The following is a 17,373-nucleotide window of genomic DNA, read 5'->3' as shown; positions in this document are numbered from 1 at the left end:
AACCCACTCCATGATGCGCGCCGCGTCAGTCGCGCGCGCGATCGAGTTTCGGTGCGAGCATGGCCTGCAGGCCGCGCGCCGCGCCCTTCCACATCCGTACGTAACCGTCCAGCCCGATCCGCAGCACTTCCTTGAGCCCGCCGAGCGGCGTGTCGGGCCGCGCGCTCTCGTGCCAATCGAGCCACGCATCCGCGCGGCCGAACGTGCATTGCACGAGCTGGCGCTCCTGCTCGAGCGTCAGTTCCTCGAAGCTCACGCCGACGTGGGTCGGCGTCGCGCGGGTCACGCGCACCGGGAACGGAAACGCGCGGTCGCCGCGCGTCACGCATACCGTCAGCGTGTCGCCGACGGCGAGCGGCAGCCCCGGCACCGCTTCGAGGCCGAGGCCGCCGGTCGAGTAGTCGCTCGTGAAGCATGCGGCGGTCGAGCCGTCGGCGAGCAGCAGCATCGCCGGCACGCGCATCGCGATCCGGTGCGTGACGCGCACCTGCTTGGTCTCGCGCGCGACGGCCAGCGCCGCGCCGAGCATCGCGAGGTTGTACACGGTCCAGCCGAGCGTGATCAGGATCGTCGACGCCTCGTCGCCCTGGTCGGCCACGAGCCGCCACAGGCCGGCGACGATCGCGAGCACGTTCAGCGCGAACAGCACGAGATACGGCTTCGACGTCGACCAGTCGACGTAGCCTTCGTCGATCTTGCCGCCCTTGTCGGTCACGTTGAACTTGCCGTGCTTCGGGCTGAAGAACGCGACGGTGGTCGGCAGCGCGATGTACCACGCGAGCACCGACTCGTAGACCTCGGCCCAGAACGAATGCCGGTAGCGCCCCTGCATCCGCGAATTCGCGATGTTCGCGAGCACGAGATACGGGATCACGTAGCTCGCGAGCGCGAGCGACGACGCGTTGATGAAGTACAGGTGGAAAAACAGGTACGCGAGCGGGATCGTCAGGAACACCAGCCGCGGAATCCCGTAGAAGAAATGCAGCATCGCGTTGCCGTAGCAGATCCGCTGGATCAGGCCGAGCCCGCGACCGAGGAACGGGTTGTCGATGCGGAAGATCTGCGCCATTCCGCGCGCCCAGCGCGTGCGCTGCTTCACGTGGCCGGCCAGGCTTTCGGTCGCGAGGCCGGCCGCCTGCACGGTCGGCAGATATGCCGACGTATAGCCGCGCCGATGCAGCTTGAGCGCCGTATGCGCATCCTCGGTCACGGTCTCGACCGCGACGCCGCCGACCTCTTCCAGCGCGCTGCGCTTGAGCACCGCGCACGATCCGCAGAAGAACGTCGCGTTCCACAGGTCGTTGCCCGACTGCACGAGGCCGTAGAACAGGTTGCCCTCGTTCGGCACCTCGCGGAACGTGCCGAGGTTGCGCTCGAACGGATCGGGCGAGAAGAAATGGTGCGGCGTCTGCACGAGCGCGCACTTCGGGTCGCGCAGGAACACGCCCATCGTCGTCTGCAGGAACGAGCGCGTCGGCACGTGATCGCAGTCGAAGATCGCGATGTACTCGCCGTGCGTTTTCGGCAGCGCACGGTTGATGTTGCCGGCCTTCGCGTGACGGTTGTCGTCGCGCGTCAGATAGTCGATGCCGGCCTCGGCCGCGAATGCCGCGAACTCCGGACGCCGGCCGTCGTCGAGCAGGTACACGCGCAGCTTCGCGCTCGGCCAGTCGATGCTCTGCGCGGCGAACACCGTCGGCTTCACGACCGACAGCGGCTCGTTGTAGGTCGGGATATAGACGTCGACGGTCGGCCAGGTGTCCGGATCGTCGGGCAGCGGCACGATCGGCCGGTCGAGCGGCCACGCGGTCTGCACGAAGCCGAGCAGCAGGATCATCCACGTATAGGCTTCGGCGCCGTACAGCAGGTAGCCGGCGACGGCTTCGACCGGGCTGCGGAAGTCGAGCGTCTGGGTCGTGCGCCACCACACGTAGCGCACGGCCGCGAGCAGCGCGAGCGACGCGAGCGCGAGGGTCGGCAGGTGGCCAGGCAGCCGGCGCAGCGCGAGCGCGAGCACCGCGACGATCGCGAAGAACGCGAACTGCGCGCCGGGCATCAGCGGCGACATCCCGGCCGCGGCCCACAGCACCGCGCCGGCCACGAGCAGCAGCGGCGCGAGCCAGCGGCGCCGGCCGACGCCGTTCGCGCGCGCATCGAGCCAGCCGCCCCAGCGCGCCCACGGCAGACGCGCGAGCATCGCGTCGATGCGCCGGCCGAGCGCGCGCCCGGCCACGTAGACGGGCACCACGAGCGTGTCGAACCATGCGAGCGGATCGTGCGCGGGACGGCCGTCGGCCGCACGCGGCGCGCGCACGATCGCGCGCCACAGCCATTCGCGCACGCTGAGCGGTTGCAGCACGCCCCAGTCTTGTGCGAGCCGCAGGAACGCGACGCGCACCCAGCGGCGCACGCGATCGGGCCGGCCGGGCGGCGGTGCGTGGAAGAACAGCCGCACGAGCCAGTCGACCCGCGTGCGTTGCGCCGGCAGCCCGATGCCGCGCGCGCACCAGTCGGCCGCGCGACGGCCGAACGCGCGCAGTCGCGACGCGAACGCGGCCTTCATCGCGCCGCTCCGACACGGCCTGCGACGGCCGCCGCGAGCCATGCATCGACCCAGTTCGCGACGCCGTTCAGGTCGTGCGACGCCTGCGAATACGGCGCGTCGTCGAAGATCCAGCTGCCGCGCGCGAGCGCTTCGGGCACCGCGGCGTCGACGTGGATGCGCTGCTCGAGCATCGAGGCCGGCCCCGCGACCGCGCGCAGCATCGCCAGCGCGTCGCGCTGCATGTCGCGCGCCGGGTTCAGCCGGTTCACGACGATCTGCAGTTCGCCGCGGCCGGCCCGCAACGCGCCGAGCCGCGCGGCCGTCGTCGCGCAGGCGGCCGGCTCCGGCGGCACGACGACGAGCGTCAGGTCCGCGCACCGGAGCGCCTGCCCGGCCTGCGGCGACGGATAGCGGGCGGTGTCGACCAGCACGACGCCGTCGGCCGGCAGCGCGATCTCGTCGAGCGCGCGCGACAGCCAAGCCGGATCGGCCGCGAGCCGCGCATCGCACGCGGCGGCGCCGGCCGCATCGACCTGCCCGTACGGCACGAACAGCACGCCGTCGGCGTTGCGCCACGTATGCGCATGCCACGGTTCGGCGCCGCCCAGCAGGCCGTGCGCGAGACCGCGTTCGGCCAGCGTGTCGAGGCCGAGCGTCGCGCCCATCAGGTTCTGTGCGTCGAATTCGACCGCGACGACCGGGCGGCCGCGGCGCGCGAGCAGCACCGCGAGCGCGGCGGCGAGCGTCGTGCGTCCCGCGCCGCCTGTCGTCGAAGTCACGGCGATCGTCTTCATCGTGCCTCCTCGCTGTCGTGCTTGCTGCGCTTGTCGAGCTTGTCACCTTCGTCGCCGCCGGCGCCCGGCAGCAGGCGGCCGCGCAGCACGACCGGCACGAGTTCGCACGGCACCGCGTCGCGCCGGTCGATACCTCTCGGCGCGTGAAAGCCGCGGCCGATGCCGAGGTGCTGCGCGACGATCCACACCGGCACCGCGATCGCGATACCGACGACGAAGCCGATGACGAGTTCGGCGATCATGCGTCCTCCTGCTTGCGCAGCGGCATCGCGCTGCGGACGGCGCCGCGCGCACGCGCGGCGGGAACGACGGGGTCCGGCGCCGACGGGGCGACGGCGGCGGGCGCGGACGCCTGCGGCACGCCGATCGCCTCGAGCGCGACGACGGTATCGATCGCCGCGATCGCGTCGCTCACTTCGCTCGCGTCGGGCAACGCCGCGCCGGGGTCGGCGGGCGCACTGCCCGCCGGCTGCGTCGCCGCGAACAGGTCGCTGTAGTCGGCGATCGGCGCGCGCCGGTTCTCGGCCGTCAGCACGTCGAGCTCGGTGTCGATGCTGCCCTGCCCGAGGCACACGACGCGGTCGGACAGCGTATCGACCGGCACGTGGAAGATCCGCGCGAGCGCGTCTTCGGCGTCGACCGGCTCGCACGCGAACAGGAACACGAACAGGTGTCCGGCATCGGCCGTCACGATGTCGCCCGTGCGGCGCGGCCGGCAGTGCCGCAGCGCGTCGACGTGCGACACGCCCGGCAACAGCGTGAGCTTCGCGAGCGTATGCGGCAGCGCGAGCACCGCGCCGCGGTCGAGCACCGCGCGAACCCGCTGGCAGAACGCGCCGACCGGCAGATAGCCGAGCACCGAATCGCCGAGCGCGGCCGCGAGCGCCGCACGATAGTCGGCCGCGACGGGCCGCGCGTAAAGCTGGCCGTGCAGCGCGTGCACGGCGGCCTGCATCCGCGAGGCGGGCAGATCGCGCGCGACGACCCGGTTCGCGCCGACACTCAGTACGAGCACCTCGAACTGCTGGCGCAGCACCTCGCCGCGCTCGACGACCGCGATCTTCAGCGCGCCGCCGCACTGCCGGCGCAGCGCGTGCACGTCCGCGCACAGCGCTTCGAGCTGCGCATGCGAACGGAACACGAGTACCGCGGTCGCGGCCTGCGCGTGCGCGCACGCGGCGACGACGGCCGCATTGTCGTCGACGATTTCCCAGCCGTCCGGCACGCGGCTTGCCCCGTCGACCACCGCGCGGCTCGCCACCACGCGATCCTCGTCGCGTGCGAGCTTCATCCGGCGCGCCGGTTCGGTCGCGCCGCCGTCGACGTTCGCCGACAGCCGGCCGCCCGGCGCAAAGCGCAGCGGCCGCACCTCGCCGGCCGCGAGCGTGTCGCCCGCGCGCCAGAAATCGACGACCCACAGCAACTCGCCGTGCGTGCGCTGCAACTGCGCGACGCCCGAGCAGATACCGTGGAAGTCGCCGCGCAGCGTGCGATCCGCGTCGCGCACGAGCGGCGCATCGTCGGCGCGGACGTCGCCGCCCGCACGGGTCGTTTCGGGGTCGAGCAGCAGCACGAGCGCGATCCGACGCGTGCGGCACCAGTCGGCCAGCGCGTGCGCTTCATCCGCGAGCGCGACCGGATCGTCCCAGCTGAACCAGCGCTGCGCGCCTTCGACGAAATACAGCGAACGCGCAGGCAGCCCGTAGCGCTTCATCGCGCGCAAGCCGCCGGTCAGCCGCGCGAACGGACCCGACGCCGCGCGGCGCGACGCGTGGCCGGCCGCGCCGGCGTCGGCACCGGCGTCGGCCGGCTGGGCCGCCGCCGGCATCGCCAGCACGTTCAGGTTGCGCGGCCAGCCGGCCGGCTGCGCGCCGCCCGCGAAGCCGAGCGACGCCATCTGCACAGCGACGCGCGCCGGATCGCGCGCCAACACGATCGTGACGTCGCGCGTGCGCGCCTGCCGTGCGCTTTCCCATACGAGCGCATCGCATGCCGGCGTGCCGCCGGCCGCGTAGATCGCATAAAGGCCGCCGGCTTCCAGTTGCGTCCAGGTATCGGGCAAACCGTCGATCGCGAGCCGGCTCAACGCGCCGGCGCGGCCGCCCGCCGACCCCACGCGCAGCAGCGTGCGCAAGCGGTCGGCCAGGCCGGTAGCGCCGGGCGCGAGGCGGTTGGCATCGAATTCCGTCATCACGGCGTTCCCCTCGTCCCTAGTAATCCGAATAAAGCCGCACGGGCGTCGGCGTCACGAGCCAGCTGCGCGGCGCGCGCGCATCGAACGCATAGCGCAGATAGACGAGCGCCGAGCTCGGCGCATAGTCGTGCGACCGGTCGATGTGCAACTGCGCGCCGACGCTCAGGTGCGGGTTCACGCGATACTCGACGATGCCGTTCACGCCGTACGAGAACGACACGCCGCGCGTCGAACTGCCCGCGTATACGAACCCGGCCGCCACCTGCGCGGCGCGCTGGTCGGAGAACGTCGGGTAATACAGCGAATCCTTCTCGTAGCTGTTCGATATCCCGCCGGTGACGGTCAGGTCCCACGACAGCGCATCGTGCCGCCCCGCCCATTCGATCGGCACGCCGAGCGACAGATAGCGCTGCGGGCTGTAGTACCCGCCCTGCCCGTACGTGTAGTAGCGCAGGTTCTGCGCGTAGTGCCACGCATTGCCGACGAGCCCGGTGCTGACCTTCATCGTCGCGCGCTCGTACACGGGCACCGTGAAGCCGGTGCGCAGCGTGACTTCCGCATTGCGTTCGACGTTGCGGCCGGACAGCACGCCCGCACCGAGTTCCGCGAACAGGTTCGTGCGGCCGACGTCGACCGATGCGCGCAGGTTCACGCCGTCGCGGCGCACGCCGCCCCACACCGCGCCCGTCCACGGGTCGCGCATCCCCGCGTACGACAGCACGCTGCTCGTTTCCGGCCGCCGCGACGCATTCACGGAGAAGCTCGCGGGGCCTGCGTCGAAGCGATAGCGCACGCCGCCGACGAGGTAATGCACCGGGAAGCCGAGCGGCGACGTGCCGAGATCGACGCGCCACGCGTCCGACAGATAGCCGGCGCCGAGTGCGACGCCCGTCGTCGACTGGTGCAGCGAGCCCGGCGGATTCGCGAGCAGCGCGGGGGCCGGCGAATTCGTCCGTGCCCTGAGCGCCGCATAGGTGCCGAACGTCTTCAGCGAATACGCGTCCGGATCGCTCATGTCGAGCGTGCCTGGGTCGAGGTGCACGGTGTCGATCTGCGCGAACGCGTGCCCGTCGTAGCGGATCGGCATCTGCAGGTAGATCGGCACCTGCTGCGCGCGATACGACGAGACGCCTTCGTCGCCCGACTTGTATGCGGGCATCCAGCCGGTTTCGATCTCGGGATTGCGCCGCTGTTCGAGTTCCGCGAACGCGGCCTGCGCGGGCGTGAGCCCGTCGCGGCCCGGGCTCACGCCCGCCGTGCGTTCCTGCGACCGCGACAGCCGGTACAGCGACGCCGCGTCGTCATAGCGGCCCTGCGCCTCGGCCACGCGCCCGGCCGCCACCGTCACGTCTGCGCGTGCCGGATATGCGGCCTGCAGCCGGCCGGTCACCTGCGCGGCGTCGTCCGGGCTGCGCAGCGCGTTCAGGCGGCGCACGGCCGACAGTTGCGTGTCGACGTCGTCGTCCGGCGTGCGCGCCAGCACCGCGAGCACGCGCGTGCGGGCGGCGGCGCGGTTGCCGCTGTCCTCGTCGATCCGCGCGAGCGCGAGCTGCGTATCGGCGTCGTCCGGCGTGCGCGCCACGACCGGCGCGAGCGCATCGCGTGCGGCGTCGTAATGACCCTGCGCGCGTTCGAGATCGGCGAGTTCGAGCGCGTAACGCTTGTCCGCGCGGCCGACCGGACTTGCGCGATCGAGCAGCATGCGCGCCCGTGCATAGTCCTGTCGCGCGATCGCATCGTCGGTCTGCCGCAGCACGAGCCGCAGCGACTGGTCCTCGAGCCGCGCCGTCTGCGCGGGCGTCAGCGCCGGGTCGCGGCGCAGCGTGTCGAGCCACGCGGCGAGCGCATCGTCGCGACCGGCGCTGCCGAGCAGGTCGCCGTAGCGCAGCCGCACATCCGCGTCGGCTTCGCGCGGGTGCGCGGCGATCCAGTCGTGCAGCGGCGCGAGGCCGCGCTCGGGTTCGCCCGCGTCGATCCACTGCGCGCCGATCGCGGCGAGCATGTCGGGATCGTCCGGCGCACTCGCCTGCGCGTGCGCGAGCGTGGCGGCGAATGCCGCGCGGTCGCCGCGGGCATGCGCGCCGCGCGCGTCGGCCAGCGCGCTTTCGGCATCGAGCTTGCGCGCCAGCGCGCGCATGCCGTCCGAACGGTGCGCATCGTCGACCGGCGCCAGCGCGGCCTGCGCGCCCGCGACATCGTCGAGCGAGTTGCGGTACAGCGCGCTCGCGTAGCGCATCTCGGGCGTGTCGCTGCGGGCGAGCCCGTCGTCCATCACCGTGCGGCCGAGCTGCGGCAGCCCCATGTCGCGATAGAGACGCGCGAGCGCAAAGCGCGTCCACGGCGCGTCGGGCGCCGCGCGCACGGCCGCCTCGTAGCGTTGCGCGGCCGGCCCGCGCGCCCCCTTGTCGGCCAGCGCGCGCGCCTCCTTCGCGAGCAGGTCGCCGCGCAGGCCGTCGAGCGCGCGGCGATCGTCGGCGCCCGTCACGCGCCCTTGCAGCGCGTCGAGCAGCGGGCCGATCCGGTCCGCACGGCCGGTGTTTTCATACAGCGTGGCCGTGTCGCGCACGGCCGACAGGCTCGGCGAGCGGGCGGCCAGCAAGCCGCGCAGCAGCGGCTCCGCCTGCGCCCAGTCGCGCTGCGCGAGCAGCGCATCGGCGAGCTGCAGCTTCGCGTCCGGGTTGTCCGGCTGCATCGCGAGCGCCGCGCGCGCGGCGCGTTCGGCATCCTGCGGGCGTCCCGCACCAGCCGCTTCGCGGCCCTGGGCGAGCAGCCCCCAGAACTGCGCGGTACGCGCGAGGCCCAGCCATTTGCCGCGTTGGTCGGTCGCACGCGTCGCGGCCCGCGCGAACAGCGCGCGCGCTTCGTCGTGCCGTCCCTCGCGCAGACGCAGCAGGCCGAGCCCGCCCAGCGCATCGGCGTCGTCCGCGCGCGCCCGCGCGGCGCGCGCGAGCAGCGGATCGGCGGCGGCCAGGTCACCGCGCGCGAGCGCCTGCAACCCGCGCTGTTGCGCGATGTAGTCGGGATCGCGTTCGAGCCGGCGCTGCGCATCGCGCTGCCGCTCGAGGCCGGCGACGCGATCGCGGAATTCGGTGTCGTCCGGCGCGAGCGCGAGATAGGCCTGCAGCGCATCGAGATACGCGGGATCGCTGCCGGCCGACTGCAGCACGCGCCGCCACAGCGCCATCGCTTCCGTATGGTCCGCGTCGGCGCGTTTCGCGAGCGACGCTGCGATCCGGTTCGCTTCCGCGCGCGTGTTGTCGCGCTGGTTCAACAGCCGCGCGAGCGCCATCGATGCGCTCGTGTCGCGCGGATCGGCGGCGACCGCGCGACGCAGCGCGGCGATCGCCGGCTCGCGCCCGCCCGGCGCATTCGACACGATCTGGTAATACTCGGCGCCGAGCGCCCCCGCCGGCGCGCCGTTCGGAAACAACGCGACGATCCGCCGGGCCGCCTCGTCGGCACGACCGCTGCGCGCGAGCAGCCGGATCTGCGCCATCTCGCCGCGCCCGCTCGTCGCGACGCGGTATTCGTCGGCCGCCCGCCGCGTGGCAGGCGCATTCGGCGCCTGCGCCTGCAGCCGCGCCAGCGACGCCTGCGCGCCTTTCGCGTCGCCGAGCCGCAGCAGCACGCGCACCTGTTCGGCCAGCAGCTCGGGATCGCCCGGCACGATCAGCAAGCCCTTGCGCAGCGCATCGCGGGCGAGATCGTCGCGATGCTTGACGCCCCACATCCGCGCGGTGTCGAGCTCGCGACGCGCATCGGCCGCAGCCGAGGCCGCCGGTGCCGCGGGGTTCGCCATCGCCGCGCCTGACGCCACGCCCGGCGCCGCCGCGCACACCGACGACGCGAGCCACGCGAATCCCGCGACGTGAGGCACGGCGCACTTCAGCGGGCGGCGCACGAACGGCCTCCCCAGCGGGTGTCGAGCGTGCCGTCCGCCCCGAACCGGTAGCGGCCGTCGCGCCAGCCGAGGCCGAACAGCGTCAGCACGCTCGTGTAATAGCCGGGCGCCGACTGGCGCGCGAGCGTGTCGACGCGGGCCGCCTGCGCATCCGCGAGCGCGTGCTGGCCGCGTGCGTCGAGAAACGGCACGGCCGCCGCGGAGAATCCGCCGTTGCCGTCGTTCGGCCCCGCGACGCCCGTCGTCGTATCGACCCGCTCCGGCGGCGCGCCGTGCGCGGCGATATGGTCGGCGAACGGCGCGAAGCGCGCGAGCAGCGGCGCGGCGAGCGGATCGGCGCGGTCCAGCATGCCGGCCCACAAGTACACGCGGATCGCGTTGTACGCGCTCTGCGCCTGCGTGTCCGGATCGGGCCCGAAACCCTTGCCCGCGCGATACAACGCCCAGTCGGGCGAGAAGCCCTTCGGCGCGGTGTCGAGCAGCACGCGCCCGGTGCTGGATGCCAGCGCGGCCCAGCGACGGTCGTCGGGCAGCCGCGCGCCGAGCGCGCGAATCACCTGCGGCGGCGAATAGCTCGGATTCACGCGCCATTGGCCGTTGGCCAGCTTGAACCCGGTCGGCCCCGGCAGCAGCGTGAGGCCGAGGCCCGGCACGGTCGCCGTCTCGGCGTCGAGCACGCGCTTCGCGAGCAGCGCGCCGCGCGCCGTATAGCTGCGCTCGTGCCACAGCCGGCCGGCCTCGACGAGCGCATACGCGATCCACAGGTCGGCGTCCGACGCCGCGTTCGCGTCGAGCACGCGCCACGCGCCGTCGGGCGCGCGGCCCCACAGCCACGCCGGCAGATGCGCGCTCAGGTCGCCCTGCGCGAGGTTGTTCTCGGTCCATGCGAGGATCGTGTCGAACATGCGCCGGTCGTCCGCGACGAGCGCGAAGAAAAGTCCATACGCCTGACCCTCCGATACCGTGCGCGCATCGGCCGAGCCGACGTCGATCACGCGGCCGTCCGCCGAGATGAAATCGCGCTTGAACGCCTCCCAGCGCGGCCACGCCGCGCCGCATCCCGCGCCCGCCGCGTCGGCTGCGCCGGCCCCGGCGGCGTACGCGCGCGCGGCCATGCCGGCCGCCGCGCACGTCACCGCAACCGCCAGCGCGAGCATCGCGCCGACACGCCGCGCCGGCTGCGTTGCCCGTCGCTTCGTCATTGCCCGCGCCATCCGTTACATCCCCCGTCGACGCGCGGCAATCCGCTGCAGCACGCTGAACACGCCGAGCGCGAGCAGCAGCCCCGCGACGACGCCGACCGCGCCGAGCACGACCGGATGCCGCGCCGCCTGCGTCCACACGCGCGCATACCACGGCACGAAGCCGACCACGTACGGCTCGCCAACCCGCAAGCTGTCGACCTGCCCCGGCCGCACCAGCGCGAGGTCGCCCTGCAACTGCGACACGAGTCCGGCGTTCTCGAACACGTCGAGCAGATCGCCGAGGCGTCGCTGGTCGGTCGCCGTCAGCGCGACGACGCTGCGGCCGCGGCTGCCCGGCAGCTCGAACCCGGCGAGCGCCGCGAGCGGGCCGGTCTGTTCAATGTGCGCGCCGCCGTCGGCGACGCCCACGCCGTTGCGCCAGCGCTCCTTCACCGTGAACGCGACGCGCGTCGCGCCCGCGCCGCCCTGCTCGCCGATCGCGAGCGGCAGCGCCGCGCGCCAGTGCGCGAGCAGCGGCGACGCCGGCGAACCGTCGATCACGAGCAGATCCTTGTGCCCCGACAGCGCGGCGACGTCGCCGGGCCGCGCAACCTGCACGCGCAGCGCCGGGAAGCCGGTCCATTCGCCCATGTGGCCGAGCATCGTCAGGTAGGCCTCGAGCTCCTGCGGCGACGGCCGGTCGGGCATCACGACGGCCGTCTGCGACAGGTCCGCGAAGCGCGTGAACGGGAAGCCGCTGTTCGCGAAGAACGCGAGGTTCGGCAATTGCGCGTAATGGACGAAGTGCGAGAAGTCGATCGTCGAATCGGGATCGATCGCCGCGCGCTGCGGCTCGGTGGCCGTGCTCGAACACAGCCCCGTCTTCTGCGAATCGAGCGTGAAGCGGAACTGCAGCTGGTTGCCGCTGCCGACGCGGAACGCGGGAATGTCGACGTCGCTCGTCACGCGCCCTTCCGGCACCGCCAGCAGCGGCAGCTGCATGCGACCGTGCGCGTCCTCCGCATGAGCCGGCCCGAGCCGGTACGACTTCACGAGCTGATCGTTGATCTCGACCGCGAGCGTCGAATTGTCCTGTACGGTCGGCGCCGTATAGCGGTAGCGCAGCGTGATCGGCACGCCCGCGCCGTTCCACGAATGCAGATCGGCCGGCACGCGCAGGTTCAGCCGGATCGCGTCGGGCGTCGTGCCGCGCACTTCCAGCTGGCGCGGGTCGTTCACGAGTTCGCGGAACGCGATCGGCCGATTCACCGGTAGCCAGCGCGGCGCGTCGTACGGCTTGCGCGGCGCGCCGAGATCGACGTGCGCGACCGTCGCCGCCGGTCCCGACAGCGCCGCGCGGCCGAGCACGAGCGTCGCGACCGCGTCGTCGACTTCGGCCGCCGTGCGGCCCGTGACGACCAGCAGCTTGCGGCCCGGCGCGGCCGGGTTGTCGGCGACCGCGAGCAGCGGGCCATCGACCGGCGGCAGCGCGAGACCGGCCGGCAGCGTTTTAGCCGTGCCGACCACGACGGCCTGATCGTCGGCCGGCAGCGCGACCGACACCGGGAAGCGCGCATGCCGGTAGTCGGCCAGCGCACCGAACCACGACGCGAGCACGCCCGCGCTGCGCAGCGTCGCCGAATCGGGCGCGGCCGGCAGCACGAACGGCAGCCGCACGCGGCCGTTGTCGCGCCGGTCGAAGAACGGCGCGGGCAGCAGCGCGAGATCGTTCGGCAAGCGCACCGGCGATTCGTCGAGGATCAGTTCGCTCGTCGGGCTCACGTCGGCCCACAGCGCCGAGTTCGCCGGATCCTCGCAGTGATCGAGCGTGTAGTGCGCGATCAGGCGCAGGCCGATCTGGTTGAAATCGGAAAAGTAGCGCGGATCGATCGGGATCTCTTGCGTCACCGTGCGGCCCGCGCGCGCGGCGTCGAACGGGACGGTCGCGATCACCTCGCCGTTCACCGATACCTTCAGGTGCGACAGCGGAAACACCAGCGACGGCGAATACGCGTAGGTCAGGCGCAACCGCGCGCCCGTGATCACGCGATCGAGCCGCACGCCGGCGTTGATCGTGCGTGCGTCGTCGGCGCCGCGCAGGCGCAGCGGATCGAACGCGCCGAGCGACGCGAACGGCACATGCACGGTCGTCGCCGGCAAGCCGGCGGCCGGCGCGCTGGCCGCCGTCGGCGCCGCCGCGGGCACCGCGGCCGGCGCGGCATCGGGGGCCGCCGCGTGACCGGCAGCGGCGGTCGAAGCGGCGGCCGGGGCGGCCGGGATCGGCGCGGCCGACAGCGCGGCCGCGTGGAAAGCGCCAGTCATCGCGGCCGCCAGAACGAACAGCGACACGGCCGGCTTCATGCGCCGCTCCGCGGAGTCACGATCGTCCGGTCATCCTGCGCGTCGGAACCGACGCGCGCAAAGCAGCTATGCCCGTGAGTGCGCATCCCCTCTGCTTCCCCTCATGTATGTTGCGCGTCGCGTAACGCGAATATGGCCTGATTGATTTATCGGAACGACGCGGCGGATTCTTCAATGATCCGTTCGTCGCGTGGCGAAGCGCCTGGCACCGGCGCCCGTCCATTCGTCACACTATCTCAAAAATAGAACGAAACTCACCGCGATTCGCGACTGAGAAGCGAAAAAACCTCAATTCGGTCGGAAATACTGCACGGAAAGCATGAATGGCAAGAATTTCGCCGTTGCCCGCCGGACGGCCGGAACGGCGAATTGCCGGCGCCGACGGCTCGCCGTGCCCCGGCCGCGATCCTTGCAGACCGCCCGGAACACGCTGCCGCAAGCGGCGCGTATGCTACCGCAAGCGCGCGCCGCGCGACGGATTTTCTTCGTGGAAAACTGACCTGGATCAAATCGTCGACCCCGCCACCCCGTCCTCCGCGCATGTGCGAAGCACGCGACTTGCGCGGCAGGCCGACAAATCGTTCGGATTCGACGGACATGCGCTGCGGCTCGGTGTCGGCATCGGGATCGCAACGCCGCCGGACGACGGCGCCGACATGAATGCGCCGATCGAGCGGGCGGATCAGGCGATGTACGAAGCCAAGCGAACGCGGGCGCGGCGCTCCGCGCCCGCATGACGCCTGGCACGCATCGCTAGCCGATCGGTCGCCCCGCGATCGCGATCCCGACGACGATCCACTGCACGACCGCGACGAGCACGGCGGCCCGGCACAGCCCGACCGCGCCGCGCACGCGCGCGTCGAGCGTGCGCCCGGCCTTCGCTGCGTCGATCCAGCCCAGATCGACGAGCGCGCGGTCGAGCGCCGCGAGCCCATCGTCGACCGATGCATGACCTCCCGCCGCCTGCGCCAACGCGGCGAACAGCCGCCGATCGATCTCGATGCGCACCGCGTACCACAGCGCCGCGATCCCCGCTCCCGTGCTGACGGCGGCCAGCAGCACGCGGGCGAGCGTCGGCGGCCAGCCCACCGCGATCCACCCGCCGGCGCCGGCCGCGGCCAGCGCGGCCGCGATCGCCCACGCACCCGCATCGAGCGCGCCGCGCGCGGCGGCGATCCTGAACGGGGCGGACGGATCGCGCATCACCCGTGCTCCCCATCGCGACGGCGATCGATCCACTGCTGCAGCACGGCCGCACCTTCCTCCGACCACACCGCGTGCGGCCGGACCGCGCGCACCGCGGCCAGTGCGTCGCGCGCATTCGTCAGCCCGCGCCGCGCCGCGAGCCAGGCGGCCGCGCACAGCACGCTGCGCCCGTAGCCGAGCGCGCAGCAGACCAGCACGTCGCGCCCCTCGCCATGCAGGCGTTCGAGCGCCGCGACGGCCTGCGCGAGCTGCGCCGCCGTCGGTGCGACGAGGTCGAGCTGCGGCACGCACACATACGCGAACGATGCATCGGCCGCGGCCCAGCGCGGCATCTCGGCGGTCAGGTCGACCAGCGCGGTGAAGCCGTGGCGCCGGATGTCGCGCGTCGTCGGCGTACGGCCGATCGACACGCGTTCGTCGATCCGCACCGGCGCCGGCTGCCGCAACGTCCACAACCGCGAATTGACGAACGCGCCGGCGATCGTCGGCGCGAGCAGCCAGCCGATGAAGACCGGCAGCCGCCCGTGCGCATCTTTCTGAAACGCGCCGGGCGCGCCGCGCCGGTAGGCCCAGGCGACGCAGGCGAGCGCCAGCGCGACCCACCCTGCCGCCAGCGCCCAGCCCGGCGCGCGCGGCACGCACGCCAGCGCCGCGAGTGTGGCCAGCGCGGCGCCGCATGCATAGCGGCGCGCGAGCGCGCGACTGGCCGCGCACGGCGACGCGTCGGCGCCCGGCAATCGGCCCGTCGCATCGCGCAACGGAAACAGGAACAGCGCGAGGCAGCCGACGGCCGCACCGGTCGGCACGTCTATCGCGTGATGCTGGTAGGTCGTCAGCACCGACACGCCGATCGCCGCGAACCACGGATGCAGCACGGCCCGCACGAACGTGCCGCGCAGATGCTTCGCATAGACGGCCCACAGCACGACGAGCAAGCCGATATGCAGCGACGGCGCCTGGTTGAACGGCTTGTCGAAGCCCATCAGCAGCGTGAACAGCGCACCGGCCATGCCGCCCGCGTCGGGCCGTTCGAAGCCGAAGCGCAACGGCCACGCGATGAAGCACGCGACCGACACCAGTTGCACGGTCAACAGCCGCTTCACGTGATCGAGCAGATCGTCGCGGCGCGTCCAGAAGAAGAACGACAGCGCATACAGCAGGTCGATCGACCAGTACGGCACGATCGTCCACGGCACGAACGGGATCGCATGCTCCCAGCCGAACGCGAACGTCGGCACCGCGGCGCGGCGGGCGGCGAGCCAGTTCGCGAAGCCGTACGTCGAGAAGAACACGGCGCCCATCGCCGCGAGCCAGCCGACGCGCAGCGCGAACGACGCGTCGCGCGCGCCGGCCGCCGCCGGCTCGACCAGCCCACCCCGCGCGCCCGCGCCGCCGCCGAGCGCGCTCATGACGCGTCGACCCGCTGCGCGAGGCTGACCGTGAAGATGCCCATCTCGTCGATCCGCTGGTCGAGCTTGCGGAAGCCCGCCCGCGCGACGAGCTCGTCCATTTCGGCCTGCGAACGGCGGCGCATCACCCAGGTCGACTCGCCGCGGTGATTGTTCAGCACGCGCGCGATGAATTCGAGCTGCGGATGCCACGGCTGCCCCGTATAGACGAGATAGCCGCCCGGCGGCACGGCCTGCGCGAGCCCGCGCAGCGAGCGCTCGATCAGCGCGTTCTCGCCGAACAGCTCGTACAGGCCCGACACGATCGCCAGCGTCGGCCGCGGCTCGAGCGTCGCGAGCGACGCCTCGTCGAATGCGTCGCCGCGCTCGAAGCGCGCGATCGGCTCGAGACCGCGCTGCGCGATCAGCACACGCCCGGCCTCGACGTTCGGCGGGCTGTAGTCGCGCAGCGTGATGTCGTCGGGCGCCGCGCCGTCGCGCTCGGCGGCCATCGCGATCGCGTCGAGCACGTAGCGCCCGTGGCCGGCCGCGATGTCGACGATCCGCACCGGCGAGCCGTGCCCGCGCAGGCGGCCGATCGCCGCGCCGATCAATTCCTGCAGATGCACCTTGCGCTGGCGGATGCCGACCCAGCCCGGCGAATCGAGATACGTGCGGTCGATCAGCGCGCCGACGCCGAGTCGCCCCTGCGCGCGATTGCGGTACACGTAGTCGAGCGTCGAGCCCGAATCGAAGCCGAGCCGCAGCCCGAGCGCGATGCCGTCCGACAGCGCGCCGCCGGCTTTCAGGCCGGCGCGCGCGAGTGCCCAGTACGCACGGGCGAACACGCTGGCCGGCGGCCGGCCGAGCGCCGCGTATTCGTCGTGGAACGCGCCGCGCCGGTCCGCATCGGCGAGCGACACGCGCGGGCTCGGCGCATCGAACTCGCGCAGCACGAACGCACGCAGCGGCGCGAGCGCCTGCGCACGGTCGCGCTCGCCGAGCGTGTCGTGATAGAAGCCCGGCAGCACGATGCGCTCCTTGCGCGCCGAGCCGAGCCGTTCGAAGAAGCGGTCCTGCGGGCCGCGATGCACGACCCAGTCGGCGCCCGAGATCAGCAATTGCGTCGGCACGGTGATCGCGGCCGCGTCGGCGACGATCCGTCGCGCGGTATCGTGCAGGTCGAGCAGCATGTTGACCGCGATCGGCCGCGTGATCAGCGGATCGGACGCGTAGCTCGCGATCCGCTCCGGATCGTGCGTGAGGAATTTCGGCTTCACGTAGCTGTTCACGTAGAACAGCCCGCGCAGCGTGTGCATCAGCCGCAGACCCGGCCGCGCGAACGGCACGTAGAGCTTGATGTGGAACGCCGGCGACGCGACGACGAGTGCGCGGATCGGCGGCGCATAGTCGTGCGCCCAGGTCGCCGCGAGCACCGCGCCGACGCTCTGGCCGACCACGGCCATCTCCTCGACCGCGATGCCGTACGTGTCGCGAATATGCTCGACGAAGGTCTGCAGGTCCCGCACCGACGCGGCCGCGCTCGGGCTGTAGCCGCGCGCGCCCGGCGAGCGCCCGTGGCCGCGTGCGTCCCACGCGAAAAAAGCGAAATCCGGCAGGTCGAGCTCGTCGACGAGGTGCGCGACGCGCGCCGAATGTTCGTGCCCGCGATGCAGCAGCACGATGGCGCCGCGGCAGCGGGCGCCCGTCGCGGGCCAGTGTCGATAGAACAGCGTTTGACCGTCGTGCGTGACGAAGTCGGCCTCACGGGCCGTGCGTGTGCTCATGCGATCTCTCTCG

11 protein-coding genes are annotated in these 17,373 nt (G+C 72.6%); 1 reads left to right on the top strand and 10 read right to left on the bottom strand.

From position 1 onward, the window contains the following. Positions 1-25: 25 nt before the first annotated feature. From bcsA to bcsB, 7 genes are read right to left on the bottom strand one after another with little or no spacing between them, the layout of a single operon-like run. On the bottom strand, positions 26-2,563 hold the full coding sequence (bcsA, locus tag WS96_RS28605) for a UDP-forming cellulose synthase catalytic subunit (protein WP_059837127.1): 2,538 nt from the start codon (positions 2,561-2,563) through the stop codon (positions 26-28). Continuing rightward, entirely contained in the window at positions 2,560-3,339 is a 780-nt protein-coding gene (bcsQ, locus tag WS96_RS28600; protein WP_059837125.1) for a cellulose biosynthesis protein BcsQ, read from the bottom strand. The genes bcsA and bcsQ overlap by 4 nt, the downstream gene beginning before the upstream one ends. Next, entirely contained in the window at positions 3,336-3,581 is a 246-nt protein-coding gene (locus tag WS96_RS28595) for a hypothetical protein (RefSeq protein WP_059837123.1), read from the bottom strand. The genes bcsQ and WS96_RS28595 overlap by 4 nt, the downstream gene beginning before the upstream one ends. Beyond that, positions 3,578-5,533, bottom strand: coding sequence for a cellulose biosynthesis protein BcsE (gene bcsE, locus WS96_RS28590; RefSeq protein ID WP_059837122.1), 1,956 nt, complete (start codon positions 5,531-5,533; stop codon positions 3,578-3,580). Before bcsE ends, WS96_RS28595 begins: the two co-directional genes overlap by 4 nt. A 16-nt stretch (positions 5,534-5,549) precedes the next feature. Continuing rightward, complete coding sequence (locus tag WS96_RS28585; RefSeq protein ID WP_059837120.1) at positions 5,550-9,434, bottom strand: cellulose synthase subunit BcsC-related outer membrane protein; 3,885 nt, start codon at positions 9,432-9,434, stop codon at positions 5,550-5,552. Then, complete coding sequence (bcsZ, locus tag WS96_RS28580; protein ID WP_059837118.1) at positions 9,419-10,648, bottom strand: cellulose synthase complex periplasmic endoglucanase BcsZ; 1,230 nt, start codon at positions 10,646-10,648, stop codon at positions 9,419-9,421. Before bcsZ ends, WS96_RS28585 begins: the two co-directional genes overlap by 16 nt. A 3-nt stretch (positions 10,649-10,651) precedes the next feature. Then, on the bottom strand, positions 10,652-12,979 hold the full coding sequence (bcsB, locus tag WS96_RS28575; protein ID WP_059837116.1) for a cellulose biosynthesis cyclic di-GMP-binding regulatory protein BcsB: 2,328 nt from the start codon (positions 12,977-12,979) through the stop codon (positions 10,652-10,654). A gap of 323 nt (positions 12,980-13,302) precedes the next feature. On the opposite strand from bcsB, the gene WS96_RS33235 reads away from it, so the two are divergent. Continuing rightward, positions 13,303-13,716, top strand: coding sequence for a diguanylate cyclase domain-containing protein (locus WS96_RS33235; RefSeq protein WP_082720386.1), 414 nt, complete (start codon positions 13,303-13,305; stop codon positions 13,714-13,716). Positions 13,717-13,732: 16 nt separating this feature from the next. Here WS96_RS33235 and WS96_RS28565 read toward each other — a convergent pair whose 3' ends face one another. Genes WS96_RS28565 through WS96_RS28555 form a run of 3 tightly spaced genes read right to left on the bottom strand, consistent with a single transcriptional unit; the run spans position 13,733 to position 17,360 of the window. Then, a complete protein-coding gene (locus WS96_RS28565; RefSeq protein ID WP_059837112.1) occupies positions 13,733-14,182 on the bottom strand; it encodes a hypothetical protein in 450 nt (149 codons plus the stop codon). Then, on the bottom strand, positions 14,182-15,594 hold the full coding sequence (locus WS96_RS28560; RefSeq protein WP_059837110.1) for a phosphatase PAP2/dual specificity phosphatase family protein: 1,413 nt from the start codon (positions 15,592-15,594) through the stop codon (positions 14,182-14,184). The genes WS96_RS28565 and WS96_RS28560 overlap by 1 nt, the downstream gene beginning before the upstream one ends. Next, a complete protein-coding gene (locus WS96_RS28555; protein ID WP_059837109.1) occupies positions 15,591-17,360 on the bottom strand; it encodes a bifunctional alpha/beta hydrolase/class I SAM-dependent methyltransferase in 1,770 nt (589 codons plus the stop codon). The genes WS96_RS28560 and WS96_RS28555 overlap by 4 nt, the downstream gene beginning before the upstream one ends. Positions 17,361-17,373 lie beyond the last annotated feature (13 nt).

The sequence above is a fragment of the Burkholderia sp. MSMB1835 genome, from assembly GCF_001526365.1.
Classification (GTDB): domain Bacteria; phylum Pseudomonadota; class Gammaproteobacteria; order Burkholderiales; family Burkholderiaceae; genus Burkholderia.
This window is presented reverse-complemented; position numbering and strand designations above follow the sequence as displayed.

Excerpts from the sequence above, each read along its gene's own strand:
- bcsB (WP_059837116.1), bottom strand. The coding sequence starts at position 12,979 with ATGAAGCCGGCCGTGTCGCTGTTCGTTCTGGCGGCCGCGATGACTGGC.
- WS96_RS28555 (WP_059837109.1), bottom strand. The coding sequence starts at position 17,360 with ATGAGCACACGCACGGCCCGTGAGGCCGACTTCGTCACGCACGACGGT.
- bcsZ (WP_059837118.1), bottom strand. The coding sequence starts at position 10,648 with ATGGCGCGGGCAATGACGAAGCGACGGGCAACGCAGCCGGCGCGGCGT.
- WS96_RS28560 (WP_059837110.1), bottom strand. The coding sequence starts at position 15,594 with ATGAGCGCGCTCGGCGGCGGCGCGGGCGCGCGGGGTGGGCTGGTCGAG.
- bcsA (WP_059837127.1), bottom strand. The coding sequence starts at position 2,563 with ATGAAGGCCGCGTTCGCGTCGCGACTGCGCGCGTTCGGCCGTCGCGCG.
- WS96_RS33235 (WP_082720386.1), top strand. The coding sequence starts at position 13,303 with ATGGCAAGAATTTCGCCGTTGCCCGCCGGACGGCCGGAACGGCGAATT.
- WS96_RS28595 (WP_059837123.1), bottom strand. The coding sequence starts at position 3,581 with ATGATCGCCGAACTCGTCATCGGCTTCGTCGTCGGTATCGCGATCGCG.
- bcsQ (WP_059837125.1), bottom strand. The coding sequence starts at position 3,339 with ATGAAGACGATCGCCGTGACTTCGACGACAGGCGGCGCGGGACGCACG.
- WS96_RS28565 (WP_059837112.1), bottom strand. The coding sequence starts at position 14,182 with ATGCGCGATCCGTCCGCCCCGTTCAGGATCGCCGCCGCGCGCGGCGCG.